Source organism: Shimia thalassica (assembly GCF_001458215.1).
Lineage (GTDB): Bacteria > Pseudomonadota > Alphaproteobacteria > Rhodobacterales > Rhodobacteraceae > Shimia > Shimia thalassica.
The window spans coordinates 82,339-97,677 of record NZ_CYTW01000003.1; the positions used below are offsets into that span (position 1 = coordinate 82,339).

General features: G+C 54.4%; 14 protein-coding genes. 11 read left to right on the forward strand and 3 right to left on the reverse strand.

Annotation, left to right across the window (positions count from 1 at the left end; all coding sequences use genetic code 11):
* The first annotated feature begins 206 nt into the window (after positions 1–206).
* Genes PH7735_RS13605 through PH7735_RS13625 form a run of 5 tightly spaced genes read left to right on the forward strand, consistent with a single transcriptional unit; the run spans position 207 to position 6,237 of the window.
* Positions 207–2,144 carry an extracellular solute-binding protein gene (locus tag PH7735_RS13605; protein WP_058311950.1) on the forward strand — a complete coding sequence of 646 codons (1,938 nt, stop codon included), beginning with the start codon at positions 207–209 and terminating at the stop codon, positions 2,142–2,144.
* 7 nt (positions 2,145–2,151) lie between these two features.
* A complete protein-coding gene (locus PH7735_RS13610; RefSeq protein WP_058311951.1) occupies positions 2,152–3,258 on the forward strand; it encodes a microcin C ABC transporter permease YejB in 1,107 nt (368 codons plus the stop codon).
* Entirely contained in the window at positions 3,258–4,364 is a 1,107-nt protein-coding gene (locus PH7735_RS13615; protein ID WP_058311952.1) for an ABC transporter permease, read from the forward strand. The genes PH7735_RS13610 and PH7735_RS13615 overlap by 1 nt, the downstream gene beginning before the upstream one ends.
* On the forward strand, positions 4,361–4,657 hold the full coding sequence (locus tag PH7735_RS13620; protein WP_058311953.1) for a hypothetical protein: 297 nt from the start codon (positions 4,361–4,363) through the stop codon (positions 4,655–4,657). The genes PH7735_RS13615 and PH7735_RS13620 overlap by 4 nt, the downstream gene beginning before the upstream one ends.
* Complete coding sequence (locus tag PH7735_RS13625; protein ID WP_058311954.1) at positions 4,654–6,237, forward strand: ABC transporter ATP-binding protein; 1,584 nt, start codon at positions 4,654–4,656, stop codon at positions 6,235–6,237. Before PH7735_RS13620 ends, PH7735_RS13625 begins: the two co-directional genes overlap by 4 nt.
* 56 nt (positions 6,238–6,293) lie before the next feature.
* On the opposite strand, the gene hemN is transcribed toward PH7735_RS13625, so the two are convergent.
* On the reverse strand, positions 6,294–7,649 hold the full coding sequence (gene hemN, locus PH7735_RS13630; RefSeq protein WP_058311955.1) for an oxygen-independent coproporphyrinogen III oxidase: 1,356 nt from the start codon (positions 7,647–7,649) through the stop codon (positions 6,294–6,296).
* Between the two features lie 65 nt (positions 7,650–7,714).
* Here hemN and fnrL point away from each other — a divergent pair, with 65 nt between their 5' ends.
* A complete protein-coding gene (gene fnrL, locus PH7735_RS13635) occupies positions 7,715–8,461 on the forward strand; it encodes a transcriptional regulator FnrL (RefSeq protein WP_058312255.1) in 747 nt (248 codons plus the stop codon).
* Positions 8,462–8,558: 97 nt separating this feature from the next.
* Here the strand turns inward: fnrL and PH7735_RS13640 are convergent, their stop codons facing one another.
* Complete coding sequence (locus PH7735_RS13640; protein ID WP_058311956.1) at positions 8,559–9,398, reverse strand: universal stress protein; 840 nt, start codon at positions 9,396–9,398, stop codon at positions 8,559–8,561.
* 200 nt (positions 9,399–9,598) lie between these two features.
* Here PH7735_RS13640 and ccoN point away from each other — a divergent pair, with 200 nt between their 5' ends.
* The 5 genes from ccoN (at position 9,599) to PH7735_RS13665 (ending at position 14,286) form a co-directional block, all read left to right on the forward strand.
* A complete protein-coding gene (ccoN, locus tag PH7735_RS13645; RefSeq protein WP_058311957.1) occupies positions 9,599–11,197 on the forward strand; it encodes a cytochrome-c oxidase, cbb3-type subunit I in 1,599 nt (532 codons plus the stop codon).
* A 14-nt stretch (positions 11,198–11,211) separates the two neighbouring features.
* A complete protein-coding gene (gene ccoO / locus PH7735_RS13650; RefSeq protein WP_058311958.1) occupies positions 11,212–11,940 on the forward strand; it encodes a cytochrome-c oxidase, cbb3-type subunit II in 729 nt (242 codons plus the stop codon).
* Between the two features lie 11 nt (positions 11,941–11,951).
* Positions 11,952–12,122, forward strand: a complete 171-nt coding sequence (locus tag PH7735_RS20345) for a cbb3-type cytochrome c oxidase subunit 3 (protein WP_082645249.1) — start codon at positions 11,952–11,954, stop codon at positions 12,120–12,122.
* A gap of 12 nt (positions 12,123–12,134) precedes the next feature.
* Positions 12,135–13,019 carry a cytochrome-c oxidase, cbb3-type subunit III gene (gene ccoP, locus PH7735_RS13655; RefSeq protein WP_058311959.1) on the forward strand — a complete coding sequence of 295 codons (885 nt, stop codon included), beginning with the start codon at positions 12,135–12,137 and terminating at the stop codon, positions 13,017–13,019.
* Between the two features lie 385 nt (positions 13,020–13,404).
* Entirely contained in the window at positions 13,405–14,286 is an 882-nt protein-coding gene (locus PH7735_RS13665) for a LysR family transcriptional regulator (RefSeq protein ID WP_058311961.1), read from the forward strand.
* Here the strand turns inward: PH7735_RS13665 and PH7735_RS13670 are convergent.
* On the reverse strand, positions 14,283–15,014 hold the full coding sequence (locus PH7735_RS13670; RefSeq protein ID WP_082645260.1) for a DUF2270 domain-containing protein: 732 nt from the start codon (positions 15,012–15,014) through the stop codon (positions 14,283–14,285). The genes PH7735_RS13665 and PH7735_RS13670 overlap by 4 nt on opposite strands.
* Between the last annotated feature and the right edge of the window lie 325 nt (positions 15,015–15,339).

The following is a 15,339-nucleotide window of genomic DNA, read 5'->3' on the forward strand; positions in this document are numbered from 1 at the left end:
TTGATCCTGCTGTGATTTGCATGGGGTTGCAGGCGCGCTAAATCCATAACCGCAGGCGGTATCACATCCGGAATGCCCCCCGCTTTGGGATCGCACGGGCATTTCACAGCTTGTTTATGCAATCTCACCTTGAAGTTGGGGGGGGTGGCACTTTAGCTTGAGCCACAAGAATAACGACGAAAAGTCCGGCAGAAAAAGGAAGAGCCATGTCTCGCACACGCGTTCAGGCTGTTGAAATACAGGGTTTTGCACATTTTGGTCGCTGGCTGGCCGCGGGTGCTGCCGCGGTGGCGCTGATGATCGCCGGGCAATCCGCCCGTGCCGAAGAGGGCAAAATCATTCAAAGCCACGGCTATTCCTACTTCGGTGATTTGTCTTATCCCAAGGACTACACGCATTTTAACTATGTGAATCCGGATGCCCCCAAAGGTGGTGAAATCGCACTTTGGGCACCAGGCACCTTTGATTCGATGAACCCCTACAGCCGCAAGGGCCGCGCGGGGCGCTATAGCTGGATGATGTATGAAAGCCTTCTTGGAGAGGCCCCTGCAGGTGGCGCAGGGCTTCCTGCCGATGTGTATGGCGAAACTTACGGGTTGCTCGCGGAAAGCCTCGAATACGACGAAGGCAAAACATGGGTCATTTTCCATATGCGTCCAGAGGCGACCTTCTCGGATGGATCGCCAGTTACCGCTCATGACGTGGTCTTCAGCCACAATCTTTTGCTTGAGCAAGGTCTGCCGTCTTATGCGCAGGCTGTGAAGAAACGGGTTCTAAGCTCGGAAGCTTTGGATGATCACACGGTCAAGTTTACCTTTGCCGAAGGCATTTCGCGGCGCAGCCTGATTGATCAGGTTGGTGGCGTACCGGTGTGGTCCAAAAAATGGTTCGAGGAAACCGGTGCTCGTCTTGATGAGCCGCGTATGGAGGCATCAATCGGGTCGGCACCCTATATGGTCGACAGCTATGATGTGAACCGGCGGATCGTCTATAAGCGTAACCCTGATTACTGGGGGTGGCATTTGCCGATCAACAAAGGGCGCCACAATTTTGATTTTATCCGGATCGAATATTTTGCGGACGACTCGGCGGCCTTTGAGGCTTTCAAAGCTGGTGAATACACATTCCGCGCCGAGGGCAATTCCAAACAGTGGGCCACAGGGTATGATTTTCCGGGTATCCAAAAAGGTTGGGTTCTGAAGGAAGAGCTTCCGGACGGCACACCGCCCACACCAAACGGGATTGTGTTCAACCTTGGCAAAAAGGATTTGCAGGACCGGCGCGTGCGCGAGGCGATTTCTTTGGCTTATAACTTTGAGTGGACCAATGAATCACTCCAGTTCGGCCTTTTCAAACAGCGTCATTCGTTTGTGCAAGGTGCCCCACACGAGGCAATCGGTGTCCCAGAGGGCAAAGAGCGCGAATTGTTCCTGAGCCTTGGTGATCTGGTGCCCGAGGAAATTCTGAGTGAACCCGCTGTGATGGCGCATGAATCAAGCCCCAAACGCGAGATCGACCGGCGGAACCTGCGCACCGCAATGGCATTGTTGGACGAGGCGGGCTGGGACGTTGGTGATGACGGCATGCGCCGTAACGCTGCTGGTGAAACGCTGAAGATCAACTTCCCACTGCCGTCTTCGGCATCAGGCACGCTGGGTGCTTTTGTGGAAGTATTCATTCAAAACCTGCGCCGCATGGGTGTTGATGCCACGACGGAAAAAGTTGACCCCGCACAATACACCTTGCGAGAGCGGGACCGTGATTATGATCTGGTCTTTGATAACTATGTCGCGTTTTTGGATACCGGAACAGGCCTGCACCAGCGCTATGGCTCCGCAGAAGCGGCGTTTAGTTTGTTCAACCCTGCTGGCCTTGCCAGTCCTTTGGTCGACAAGATTATCGACATCTCGTTGGAAACCGAAACCAGTGAAGATCGTGACGTCGCCCTGATGGCGCTGGATCGGGTCCTTCGTTGGGAACGGTTCATGATTCCCGTGTGGTACAATGACAGCACATGGGTTGCTTATTATAACCAGTACGAATATCCTAAACCGCTGCCGCCTTATGCGCTGGGCGAATTGGATTTCTGGTGGTTCAATGCAGATAAAGCGGCCAAGCTTAAGGCCGAAGGCGCGCTGAGGTAATAGCTGAATGGGCGCCTATATCCTAAGACGGCTGTTGTTGATCATTCCGACCTTGCTCGGGATCATGATTATCAACTTCACATTGGTTCAGTTCGTGCCCGGTGGTCCGGTCGAGCAGGTCATTGCCCAAATCCAAGGGCAGGGTGACGTGTTCGAAGGATTTGCCGGAGGCGGACAGGATGCCGGTAACCTTCAAGCAGATGACTTCACCGGTGGTGCAGGGGGCAGCAGCAAATATGCGGGCGCCCAAGGGCTTCCGCCAGAATTCATTGCGCAACTCGAAAAAGAATTCGGGTTTGATAAACCTCCGCTCGAGCGTTTCATCACCATGTTGGGCAACTACATGACGCTGGATTTCGGCGAGAGTTACTTTCGCAAGATTTCCGTGACCGATCTGGTTCTGGAAAAGATGCCGGTGTCGATCACGTTGGGGCTGTGGTCCACGCTAATTGCCTATCTTGTGTCCATCCCGCTGGGCATCCAAAAGGCCGTTCGCGACGGATCGCCCTTTGACACATGGACCAGTGGCGCCATCATCGTGGCCTATGCCATCCCCGGTTTCCTGTTTGCGATCTTGCTTCTGGTTCTGTTTGCCGGTGGATCATACTGGAAAATTTTCCCGTTGAGGGGGCTCACCTCCGACAACTTTGACGACCTGACGGCCATTGGCAAAATTCTTGATTATCTTTGGCACATCGCGCTGCCGGTGGCAGCATCGACGATTGCGGCCTTTGCAACATTGACCTTGTTGACCAAAAACTCGTTTCTGGACGAGATCAAGAAACACTATGTCATCACGGCCCGTGCTAAGGGCCTTTCGGAAAGCCGTGTTTTGTATGGCCATGTCTTCCGGAATGCGATGTTGATTGTGATTGCCGGTTTTCCTGCGGTCTTTATCGGTGTGTTCTTTGGCGGATCGCTGATTATCGAGACGATTTTCTCTCTGGATGGATTGGGTCGACTGGGGTTTGAAGCCGCTGTGGCGAGGGACTATCCAGTGATCTTTGGAACGCTGTTCATTTTCGGACTGATTGGCCTTGTTGTCGGAATTCTGTCGGACATGATGTACGTTCTGGTTGATCCGCGGATCGATTTTGAGAAGAGGGAGGGCTGATGGCTTTGTCTCCTCTGAACCAGCGCCGCTGGCGGAATTTCAAGCGGAATCGGCGGGCCTATTGGTCGCTGATCCTGTTTTCCATCGCATTCTTCGTGACCCTGTTCGCCGAAGTCTTGGCGAACGACAAACCCATCGTCGTCAACTATCGCGGCGAATACTATGTGCCCGTAATCAAGTTCTATCCCGAGACGGCCTTTGGTGGCGATTTCAAAACCGAGGCGGATTACAAGGATCCGGTCGTGCAATGTCTGATTGCCACCGGCGGTGTAGATTATTGTTTTGATGAACCGGAAGAGATCATTTCCGAGGTTAAGGCGGGCAACTACGCGGAAGACGGGTATCAAAAAGGCTGGGCCATATGGCCTCCTATTCCGTATTCTTTTGACACACCGGTTGATCGGCCCGGCGCGGCACCTTTGCCACCGAACGGCCATAACTTGCTGGGCACGGATGACCGAAAACGCGATGTTCTGGCGCGTGTGATCTACGGGTTCCGTCTGTCGATTTTCTTCACGTTGATCGTCACCACTCTGGCCAGCTTTATCGGTATTATTGCCGGCGCCATTCAGGGGTACTTTGGCGGTTGGGTTGATCTGATCTTCCAGCGGGTGATCGAAATCTGGAGCTCTACACCCAGCCTTTATATTATCATCATACTGTTCGCGATCTTGGGGCGCAGTTTCTGGCTGCTTGTGTTCCTGACGGTGCTGTTCGGCTGGACGGCCTTGGTGGGCGTGGTGCGGGCAGAATTCCTGCGCGCCCGTAACCTCGAATATGTTCGCGCGGCCAAGGCTCTTGGCGTCAGCAACCGCGTGATCATGTTCCGCCATATGCTGCCTAACGCGATGGTGGCGACGGTCACGATGCTGCCCTTTATCGTAACGGGAACGATTTCGACTTTGGCGGGTCTTGATTTTCTCGGGTTCGGCCTTCCGTCAACCGCCCCTTCGCTGGGTGAGTTGACGCTGCAGGCAAAGCAGAACCTTCAGGCACCATGGTTGGCATTCACGGCCTTCTTTACCTTCGCTTTGATGTTGTCGCTGCTGGTGTTCATCTTCGAAGGTGTCCGTGATGCCTTTGACCCACGAAAGACGTTTTCATGAGCGCGCCTGTCTGCGAAAACAAGCTGCAATGCCAGCTGAACGGGGTGGTTGGCACGGCTATGTTCCTGTCTGTCATGATCCTTCTTTGGGCGGGATATGACATGCTGAGTACGAGGATGTCTCTTAAGGGGGCGGTGTTTGCGACTCTATTGCTCGCACCAACGCTGGCGTCTGTGGCCTTCGCTGCCTTGATGAAACAAACGGGGCGGTCCATGGGCTGGGCCGGTTTGGCCTTTACTGCAGGTGGCGCGGCTTGGGGTGTGTTTGTCTTGAACGGGGTTACGCACCTATGAGCATTCTTGAAGTCAAAGACTTGCGCGTTGCCTTTCGCCAAGACGGGGAATCTGTCCAGGCCGTGAAAGGTGTGTCTTTTTCCGTTGATCGGGGAGAAACCGTTGCTTTGGTCGGTGAGTCCGGTTCGGGGAAATCCGTAACGGCCCTGTCGAGCGTGTCGTTGCTGCCCTCCAGTGCCGAGATTTCCGGCAGCATCACCTATGACGGCCAAGAGATGGTCGGCGCGGAAGACAAGTTGCTGCGCAAGGTGCGGGGGAACGATATTTCGTTCATTTTCCAAGAGCCGATGACATCTCTCAATCCGCTGCACACTCTTGAAAAGCAGTTGGAAGAATCCTTGGCCTTGCATCAGGGCATCGTTGGAGATGCCGCCCGCGCACGTATTCTTGAATTGATGGCCAAGGTTGGCATCCGCGATGCCGAAAGCCGGTTGGGTGCCTATCCTCACCAGCTTTCCGGTGGGCAAAGACAGCGGATCATGATCGCGATGGCCCTGGCGAACAAGCCCGATGTGCTGATTGCGGACGAACCGACGACGGCCCTCGACGTGACCATTCAGGCGCAAATTCTTGAACTGTTGGCAGATCTGAAAAAGACCGAGGATATGGGTCTTTTGTTCATCACGCATGATTTGGGGATCGTGAAACGTATCGCCGACAAGGTCTGCGTGATGAAAGGCGGCGAGATCGTCGAGGCAGGGCCCGTTGATCAGATTTTTGGCAATCCACAGCACGAATACACAAAAACCCTTTTGAGTGCCCGCACCGTTGGGGCGCCTGATCCTGTGTCGCAAGATGCGGAAACGATTACTGAGACGGAAAACCTCAAGGTTTGGTTCCCAATCCAGCGCGGCTTCTTTCGCAAAACAGTGGGCCATGTGAAGGCCGTCAACGATGCGACCATTTCCGTGCGCTCAGGCGAAACGCTTGGGATTGTCGGCGAATCGGGATCCGGGAAAACGACATTGGCTTTGGCCATTATGCGTCTGATTGCATCAGAAGGCGGGATCACCTTTAACGGTCAAGATGTGCGCAGCTGGTCGAGCCGTGAACTGCGTGATCTGCGCAAAGATATGCAGATTGTCTTTCAGGACCCGTTCGGAAGCCTTAGTCCGCGTATGACGTGCGAACAGATTATCGCAGAAGGCCTTGGGGTGCATGGCAATCCCGACGGGCGAAGCGAACGTGATCTTGTTGCGGAAGTTATGGAAGAAGTCGGATTGGATCCGGCCTCGATGGATCGTTACCCGCACGAATTTTCCGGTGGCCAGCGTCAGCGCATCGCAATCGCGCGTGCAATGATCCTACGGCCCAAGCTGGTAGTGCTGGATGAACCCACAAGTGCGTTGGATATGACGGTGCAGGTTCAGATTGTGGATCTGCTGCGGAATCTGCAGCGGAAATACGGGCTCGCCTATCTCTTTATCAGCCACGACCTGCACGTCGTGCGCGCGATGAGTCACAAGATCATGGTGATGAAGGCAGGGGACGTGGTCGAGCAGGGAGAGGCGGAAGCGCTCTTTCAAAATCCACAAACCGACTATACCCGCGATTTGCTGGCTGCAGCGCCTGATCTTTGAGTGATTTAGCAGGAAAAAGAACGCCCGCCTTTCATCAAAGGCTGGCGTTTTCTGTTCTAAATTGCCGAACTGTGCCCGGCTTTATCCAGATCATAGGCGTCAAATGCGCGCGCAATCATGCGCGTCAATGCCCGTGCTTCCATCGGAATTGAAAGACCGTCAGCCGTCAGGTTAAGCATATCAGGAAAGGCTTCCATCACGCCGCGATAGAGCTTTTGAAGATCGGCCTCTGGCAGGCCAAATGACTCTCGGATTTCGGCGGAATCAATTTTGAAATCGCACATCAAGGCTTCGATCAGGCGGCTGCGCAGCTTGTCTTCGCCGCTAAATACGTGGCCGCGGCTGGTTGAAAACCGTTTTTCCCGTACGGCGGTGGTGTAAGCGGACGTTGCAGGCGCGTTTTGTGCGTACCCTTGGGGGAAGCGCGAAATAGAAGAGGCCCCAACACCGATCAGCACCTCTGCGGTGTCGTCGGTGTAGCCTTGGAAATTTCTGCGCAGGGTTCCGTTTTTCTGGGCGATGGACAGACCATCCTGTTTGGTGGCGAAGTGGTCGATGCCAATTTCGTCATAGTTGTCCCAAAGAAACAGCTTCCGTGCGGTTTCGAACAGATCAAGCCGTTCCTGAGGAGTTGGCAAAGCTTCGGAGGGGATCATCTGCTGACGTTTTGCCATCCATGGAACATGGGCATAGCCGTAAAGTGCGACGCGATCCGGTGACAACGACAACAGTTTTTGCACGCTTTCCGTGATGCGGGCATTTGTCTGATGCGGCAGCCCGAACAAAATATCGGCATTGAGACTTTTGACGCCATGGGCGCGGATCATCTCTGCGGCATCGCGGGTGATTTCGTATCCTTGAATGCGGCCAATGGTCTTTTGGATTTCGTCGTCGAAATCCTGAACCCCGATCGAGGCGCGATTCATACCGGCCGCGGACAAGACCGCAAGGCGTGCGTCGTCAATCTCGTTCGGGTCAATTTCAACCGAGAATTCACCATCGGCAGCCATCGGTGCCACGTCAAAGATCGCTCCGGCGAGGTCTTCCATCATGGCAGGCTCGAGAAGGGTCGGTGTGCCGCCCCCCCAGTGTAGCCGCGACAATGTGATGCCGTCGGGCAGATTTGCCTTCAGGATCGCAAGTTCGGACTTGAGGGTCTCGACGTAGGCCGCCACAGGCGAGGCCGTTGCCGTGCCTTGTGTCCGACATGCGCAGAACCAGCATAGCCGCCTGCAGAACGGGACATGCACGTAAAGGGAAATCTGCGAATCATCTTTGATCGCACTGATCCAATTCCCGAAAGTTTCGGGAGTTACATCATTATGAAAATGCGGTGCCGTCGGGTAACTTGTGTAACGCGGTACTTTCGCGTCAAATAGACCCAGCTTTGCCAATTGTGTTTTCGTCGCCATGGAACTAGGCTTATGCGCATCGGGTCAAGGCTAACCTTGACACAGATCAAGCGCGAACAATGAATATGCTCAAAGAACCTTCACTAAGTAATCCGCATGATTGTGTGGATTGTCCCATCCGTCACCGGGCCGTTTGTGCACGGTGCGAAACGGATGAGTTGGAAGCGCTTGAGCAAATCAAGTACTATCGCTCGTTCCAGGCGGGACAGACCCTTATTTGGTCGGGCGACCAGATGGATTTCGTTGGATCGGTTGTGTCTGGAATTGCGACGCTGACGCAGACAATGGAAGACGGTCGCACCCAGATGGTGGGGCTTTTGCTGCCTTCGGACTTTGTCGGACGGCCCGGTCGTGATGGTGCGGCATACGATGTTGTTGCAACCACTGATCTTGTTATGTGCTGTTTCCGCAAGAAGCCGTTCGAACGGATGATGATGGAAACCCCCCATATCGCACAGCGTTTGCTCGAGATGACTCTGGATGAACTGGACGCCGCTCGGGAATGGATGCTTGTTTTGGGGCGTAAAACGGCTCGTGAAAAGATTGCATCTTTGCTGTCTATTTTTGCACGCCGCGATGCATCGCTGAAGGTCGACGTCTCGAAAGACACGCTGGTTTTTGACCTGCCACTCACCCGTGAAGCGATGGCGGATTACCTCGGACTGACGCTTGAAACCGTGAGCCGCCAGATCTCGGCGCTCAAGAAAGACGGCGTTATCCATCTGGAAGGCAAGCGCCACGTCACGATCCCGAATCTGTCTCGTTTGCTGGAAGAAGCCGGCGATGACGCAGACGGCGGTATCATGGTCTAAGACGGAACAGCCGCGACCTTTCTATTTAAATTCCGTATGTTGCAAAGAAAAAGCCCGACACTTGGCCGGGCTTTTCTATTGTTTCTGGGCCACATTATCAGTGGGCGAGGAAGACCGGTATGTCTGCCTGTTCCAGCATATTACGTGTCGCGCCGCCCAAGATGGCTTCGCGGAACCGTGAGTGTCCGTATGCGCCCATCACCAGCATGTCACACTCGGTGTCCTTGGCGTGGCGAATAAGAACATCCGAAACACGTGGCAGGGTCTTTGACAGCACATCAATCTCGACGCGCACACCATGCCGCGCAAGATATTGTGACAGCATGCCACCGGGATCAGACCGGTTCGGGCCATGGGTTGGTGGGTCAATCACAACCACATGCACCGAATCCGCTTTGACCAAGAAGGGCATGGCGGCGCGAATGGCGACCAGGGCCTCGCTGCTTTCATTCCAGCCGATCGAAATCTTCTTGGGGGTGCGGATCGGATCGCCTTCTGTGGGGATCATCAAAACCGGTGCCTGCCCTTCAAACAGGGCCGCTTCCATCGTTGGCTCGAGCTCTGCTCCGGTCTTTTCGCCGTATGGTTGGGGCAGAATGACCAAATCAGAAAAGCGCGCACGTGCCGCCACATGGCGGCCTAAGTCCGCGATCTGTGCAACACCTGCTTCGGTGCCCCACCGAATACCGGACGCCCCCAAAAGCGCGGTCGCCTGGGCTTCGAGTTTCTCGCTCTCTTTTTGGGCGCGGCTTAGCGTCTCTTGCAGGATCATCGCATTGGCACCTGCGTAATAGTATCCGGTTTGACTGCGATCGACACCAAGGCAAAGCGCGTCGTAGTGAGCATCCAGTACCTGCGCGAGGGCAATCCCCTGCGTGAGTGTGGGCTCCGTGAGGCTTGCATCGGTTACAACCGACAGCAATGATCTAAAAGCCATCTGGGTCTCCCTATGGAAAAAGGTACAAACATTGGGCGATCATGAGATAATCGGCCCGTCTGTTCTAAATAGGAGCGAATTCGATCAGTTCTGCTTTGACTCAGATCAAGGTATTGCTGCGCGTGCGAACGCAAAAGACAATCAGTCTAAAATCGTCGGAGACAACACGAATCATTTCCGGCAAGACGAAGGGACGCAAAATGTTGAATTATATCAAGCTTATCGCGCTTGCTGTGGTCACGCTGTTCGCGATGATTGCCGCAAACTATGCGCGCGATGTGGCTTACCAGATTCACGCTATTATCGTGGCGTTGGTGTCGGGTGGCCTTTTTATCTGGACCTTGCGGAGTGTTGGCGACACAAAAGTTGCCCCGCAGAACGAATATCTTGACGGCGTGGTCCGCGCCGGTGTCATCGCCACATCCTTTTGGGGTGTTGTCGGTTTTCTGGCAGGCGTCTTTATCGCTTTCCAGCTGGCCTTTCCGGCGTTGAACTTTGATTGGGCACAGGGCTATGCCAACTTTGGCCGCCTGCGCCCGCTGCACACGTCGGCAGTGATCTTTGCTTTTGGCGGTAACGCCCTGATCGCGTCGTCGTTTTTTGTTGTACAACGTACCTCGGCAGCCCGTCTTTGGGGCGGCAACCTGAGCTGGTTCGTTTTCTGGGGCTATCAGCTGTTCATCGTGCTGGCTGCGACCGGCTATTTGCTGGGTGGCACACAGTCGAAAGAATACGCAGAACCCGAATGGTATGTTGATCTGTGGCTGACTGTTGTTTGGCTCGCTTATCTGGCTGTGTTCCTGGGCACGGTTATCAAGCGTAAAGAAAAGCACATCTATGTTGCCAACTGGTTCTATCTGTCCTTCATCGTCACCGTTGCGATGCTGCACGTTGTGAACAACCTGTCGATCCCGGTTTCGGTTTTCGGTTCCAAATCGGTTCAGGTTTTCTCGGGCGTGCAAGACGCGATGACCCAGTGGTGGTACGGCCACAATGCTGTTGGCTTCTTCCTGACCGCGGGCTTCTTGGGCATGATGTACTACTTCATTCCGAAACAAGCCGAGCGTCCGGTCTTCTCGTATAAGCTGTCGATCATCCACTTCTGGGCCCTGATCTTCATCTATATCTGGGCAGGTCCACACCACTTGCACTACACCGCGTTGCCCGACTGGGCGTCGACACTGGGTATGGTCTTCTCGATCGTTCTCTGGATGCCGTCGTGGGGTGGTATGATCAACGGTCTGATGACCCTGTCGGGGGCTTGGGACAAGCTGCGCACCGATCCGATCATTCGTATGATGGTTATCTCGGTTGGCTTCTACGGCATGTCGACCTTCGAAGGTCCGATGATGTCGATCCGCGCTGTGAACTCGCTGTCGCACTACACTGACTGGACAATTGGCCACGTGCACTCTGGTGCTTTGGGCTGGAACGGCATGATCACTTTCGGTGCTCTGTACTATCTGGTTCCGGTTCTGTGGAAGCGCGAGCGTCTGTATTCGCTGTCGCTGGTTTCCTGGCACTTCTGGTTGGCGACAATCGGCATCGTTCTTTACGCTGCTTCGATGTGGGTCACCGGCATCATGGAAGGTCTGATGTGGCGCGAAGTTGATGCAAACGGTTTCCTTGTAAACTCGTTCGCTGACACGGTTGCTGCGAAGTTCCCGATGTACGTCGTGCGTGGTGTTGGCGGTCTGATGTTCCTGACCGGTGCAATCATCATGTGTTACAACCTGTATATGACTGTACGCGCTGCGCCGGCAAAAGAGCCGCTCGCAACTGCAGTCCCGGCTGAATAAGGAGGTCCGGAGCAATGGCAATTCTCGATAAACATAAAATCCTCGAGACCAACGCGACTCTCCTGCTGATCTTCAGCTTCTTGGTCGTAACCATCGGTGGCATCGTGCAAATCGCACCGCTGTTCTGGTTGGAAAACACCATCGAAGAGGTCGAGGGCATGCGTCCTTACACACCTCTCGAGATGGCTGGTCGTAACATCTATATCCGCGAAGGCTGCTATGTCTGCCACTCGCAGATGATCCGTCCAATGCGTGATGAGGTCGAACGTTACGGCCACTATTCGCTGGCGGCAGAGTCGATGTACGACCACCCCTTCCAGTGGGGTTCAAAACGGACAGGTCCTGATCTGGCTCGTGTTGGTGGTCGCTACTCGGATGACTGGCATGTTGACCACCTGCGTGATCCGCAGTCGGTTGTGCCGGAATCTGTGATGCCCAAGTATGGCTTCCTCGAGCGCAAGATGATCGATGGTAAGTACATTGGTGATGTCTTGGCGACCAACGCCCTCGTCGGTGTACCTTACACCGAGGATATGATTGCGAACGCACAGGCTGACTTTGCGGCGCAAGCAGATCCCGACAGCGACTATGATGGTCTGCTTGAACGCTATGGTGACAAGGTAAGTGTCCGCAATTTCGATGGCCATGAAGGTGTTTCGGAAATGGATGCGATGGTCGCATACTTGCAAATGCTGGGTACGCTGGTTGATTTCTCAACCTTCACTCCAGATGCGTCGCGGTAAGGAAGCTGAACATGGAAACATATTCCCTTCTACGTGAGTTTGCCGACAGCTGGATGTTGCTTTTCCTGTTCGCCTTCTTCGTTGGTGTGATTGTCTGGGTTTTCCGCCCAGGCTCCACCAAGGAATATAGCGAAACAGCAGACATCCCGTTTCGGCACGAAGACAAACCCGCCACGGATTAAGGAGGCGAGGACATGAGTAAGAAACCTGTACAAAAAGGCCAAGAGGTCGAAACGACCGGCCACAGCTGGGACGGTATCGAAGAGTATAACAATCCACTGCCAAAGTGGTGGGTGTATATCTTCTATGCATGTATCGTCTGGGCGATCGGTTATAGTATCATGTATCCGGCCTGGCCGGGTATCAAAGGCGCAACTGCCGGTGTGTTGGGGTGGTCTACACGTGAAAACGTACAGATCGACATCGACACGGCAGCGGCGAAACTGGCCCCGATCAATGCCAAGCTTGAAGCAGCTGAACTGACAGCCATTTCCGGAGACGCCGAGCTGAACGCTTATGCGGTTTCGGCTGGTGCAGCGGTGTTCAAGACCTGGTGTGCCCAGTGTCACGGTTCCGGTGCTGCCGGCGCGGTTGGATATCCCAACCTGCTGGACAATGACTGGCTGTGGGGCGGCGACATCGAAGCCATCCACACAACTGTCAGCCACGGCATTCGTAACGAAGACGACGATGATGCGCGGTATTCCGAAATGCCTGCTTTCGGCGAAATGCTGGAGCCAGAGGAAATCGTTCAAGTTGTTAACTTCGTGATGACCCTGTCGGGCGAAGAGGCCAACGATGCGTCTATGGTCGAGGCTGGTGCTGTTGTGTTCGAAGACAACTGTTCTTCGTGCCACATGGAAGACGGTACTGGCGACCGTGAGCAGGGTGCTCCGAACTTGACGGATGCAATCTGGCTTTATGGCGGAAGCTATGAAGATATCACGGAAACCGTAAACTACAGCCGTTATGGCGTTATGCCACCTTGGTCGCGTGAGGCCAGCGAGGCTGGTCGTCTGACAGAGGCGCAGATCCGCGCTGTGTCTGTCTATGTCCACCAGTTGGGCGGCGGCGAATAAAGTATCAAAGGCGGCGCGTTGAGCGCCGCCTTTATTTGAATTCCGGGGTTGTATGATCCTGGTTTGGCCACCGGCTTTCCGTCCTGTTCGCGCGTTTCCTGGAAAGCCGGTGTTTCCATTTCCTCACAACGTTAGCTTTGTATGCCTCGGTGAAATTCTCGCCGCGGTTTTTTCGCATTGGGATCAACGCTTCGGATTTGGCGGGGGGCTACTGGGCTTAGGGCCTTGGTTTATCGGGGTTTGGCCTGTGGCCAAATGGAACGAATTTGAAAGAATCTGTATCATGGCTGACCTCTATTAGTTGCAGGATGTGTCTTGAAAAATGAATGAATTTGGCCAAATCTACGAGTCTGGAATAAAGAGAACGTGTAAGTAGAGGTTACATATGGAGTGGCGCCATCTTCCCCCGCTCAGCGCTTTGCGTGCCTTTGCGGCCTTTGCCGAAAAAGGATCGGTGCAATCTGCCGGGGCGGCTTTGAACGTCAGCCATGCGGCAATCAGCCAGCAGATACGCAACCTTGAAACCCATTTAGGCATCGTCTTGCTGGATCGATCTGCGCGGTCGGCGTCATTGACGATTGAGGGGCGTCAGCTCGCAGAGGCGTTGCTGGATGGGTTTTCGACCATGATCCAACGGGTCGAGGATCTGACTGCAAAAGAGGTCGTGCGCCCACTTCATATTGCTACCACGCCTGCGTTTGCGTCGAACTGGCTGGTGCCGCGTTTGCCAGAGTTTCGGGAAAAACATCCCGACATCGATATCATGATCGATCCGAACCCTTCTTTGACAGACCCTTCGGCTGGCGGGATCGATGTCTGCATCCGGTACGGGAACGGACGATGGGATGGATTGCAGTCTGAAGAACTTTTGCCTTCATCTATTGCCGTTGTCGCCGCGCCGTCACTTATCGGCGATCAAAAAATCATGTCCCCTGCCGATCTGGTTCATTTTCCATGGCTTCAGGAATTTGGCACTTCGGAAAGCACGGTTTGGCTGTCTGAAAACGGCGTGCATGATGGCACGGTCAAAGGCGGGATGATCCACCTGCCGGGGAACCTGATGGATCAGGCTGCCCGAAACGGGCAGGGGGTTGCCGTTACCGCGCGCGCATGGGTCGAAGACGACCTAAAGGCAGAACGATTGGTGCTTCTGTTCGAGGGTTCGTGTGAAAAGGGCTATCACGTCGTGTATCAGCCGGATGCCCTGCGCCCTTCGGCGCGATTGTTTCGGGCGTGGTTGCGGCGCTTGGCGCAAAAACGTGACTAGCCCATCGCGCTGTCTGTTTTGCGCAGGGCCGCCCGCTTTGCATCGTTCTTTCCACTCCAGATCGCCAGACAAGTCCATGCGATCATGTAGACGAACCCAAACCCGACAATAACCTCTCCGGGCAGTGGGCCAACATCTGCACGACGGAAGGCTTCTTCGAAACTTTGCACGGCCGTCGGGTGCACAGCGATCTTGCCGGCAAAGGCCAGTGATTGAATGATCAGAATCCAGAGATAGTTGCGGCGGATTCGGCGCCCGACAGCAGTCAGAAAACCCACGTGGTATTTGGGGCGTAAATAATCGTTCGCCAGTTCTTTCTGCCAGTTCTCTTCCAGATGCAGATCCCCGTCATACAACATCGGCGCATAAAAGTGGGTTTCGAGCCAACGCGCCCGCGCACGCCAGACGTTGAAATACCGATACCTGCGCGCTTCGAGCATGAGAAAAAAGATGATGAGGACACCCACCAGCACCAAGGGCAGGGGAGATGCATCCGGCGAGGCAAAGGAAATCGATAAAGCAACGCCAAGTGTGACCACGGCCCAGTTGGTTGTCGTGTCCAGTCGCGTGCGCCAGATAGTGCTGCGATACACTTCGCCACGATAGAGGTGCGCTACGGCGCCGATCTCTGCGGCGTCGAGCGATTTGCGCTCAGTCTTAACTTCGGAAATTTTCCGGCCTCCCTCGGATATAAAATTTCCGCTCCCAAGGTGAATAATGCATGCCATTTGATCTGGGTCAAAGGACAAAGCAGAAGAATAGCTCAGATTAGGTGGCAAGAACCCCATGAACGAGATCGTTTCGTTTCGGGGCAAAGTTGCCAGCGGGGTATTTACCGCTGACAAAATGGTGTCGGCTTTCCGTCCTGTTCGCGCGTTTCCTGGAAAGCCGACATCGTAACTTCCTATAAAATATCATACTTGGATACATCTTCAAGCGGGAAGCACCGGAGTCGCCGAAGATCACCACGACGTGATCGCCAAGACTGTGGTATCTGTGGAAAACCTGTATCTGAAAAACATAATTTGACACATGTCAAAGTCATTGCGGTGG

What these genes read in the sequence shown, in the direction of transcription:
- PH7735_RS13605 (WP_058311950.1), top strand. Translation starts at nt 207, where the DNA reads ATGTCTCGCACACGCGTTCAGGCTGTTGAAATACAGGGTTTTGCACAT.
- PH7735_RS13610 (WP_058311951.1), top strand. Translation starts at nt 2,152, where the DNA reads ATGGGCGCCTATATCCTAAGACGGCTGTTGTTGATCATTCCGACCTTG.
- PH7735_RS13615 (WP_058311952.1), top strand. Translation starts at nt 3,258, where the DNA reads ATGGCTTTGTCTCCTCTGAACCAGCGCCGCTGGCGGAATTTCAAGCGG.
- PH7735_RS13620 (WP_058311953.1), top strand. Translation starts at nt 4,361, where the DNA reads ATGAGCGCGCCTGTCTGCGAAAACAAGCTGCAATGCCAGCTGAACGGG.
- PH7735_RS13625 (WP_058311954.1), top strand. Translation starts at nt 4,654, where the DNA reads ATGAGCATTCTTGAAGTCAAAGACTTGCGCGTTGCCTTTCGCCAAGAC.
- hemN (WP_058311955.1), bottom strand. Translation starts at nt 7,649, where the DNA reads ATGGCGACGAAAACACAATTGGCAAAGCTGGGTCTATTTGACGCGAAA.
- fnrL (WP_058312255.1), top strand. Translation starts at nt 7,715, where the DNA reads ATGCTCAAAGAACCTTCACTAAGTAATCCGCATGATTGTGTGGATTGT.
- PH7735_RS13640 (WP_058311956.1), bottom strand. Translation starts at nt 9,398, where the DNA reads ATGGCTTTTAGATCATTGCTGTCGGTTGTAACCGATGCAAGCCTCACG.
- ccoN (WP_058311957.1), top strand. Translation starts at nt 9,599, where the DNA reads ATGTTGAATTATATCAAGCTTATCGCGCTTGCTGTGGTCACGCTGTTC.
- ccoO (WP_058311958.1), top strand. Translation starts at nt 11,212, where the DNA reads ATGGCAATTCTCGATAAACATAAAATCCTCGAGACCAACGCGACTCTC.
- PH7735_RS20345 (WP_082645249.1), top strand. Translation starts at nt 11,952, where the DNA reads ATGGAAACATATTCCCTTCTACGTGAGTTTGCCGACAGCTGGATGTTG.
- ccoP (WP_058311959.1), top strand. Translation starts at nt 12,135, where the DNA reads ATGAGTAAGAAACCTGTACAAAAAGGCCAAGAGGTCGAAACGACCGGC.
- PH7735_RS13665 (WP_058311961.1), top strand. Translation starts at nt 13,405, where the DNA reads ATGGAGTGGCGCCATCTTCCCCCGCTCAGCGCTTTGCGTGCCTTTGCG.
- PH7735_RS13670 (WP_082645260.1), bottom strand. Translation starts at nt 15,014, where the DNA reads ATGGCATGCATTATTCACCTTGGGAGCGGAAATTTTATATCCGAGGGA.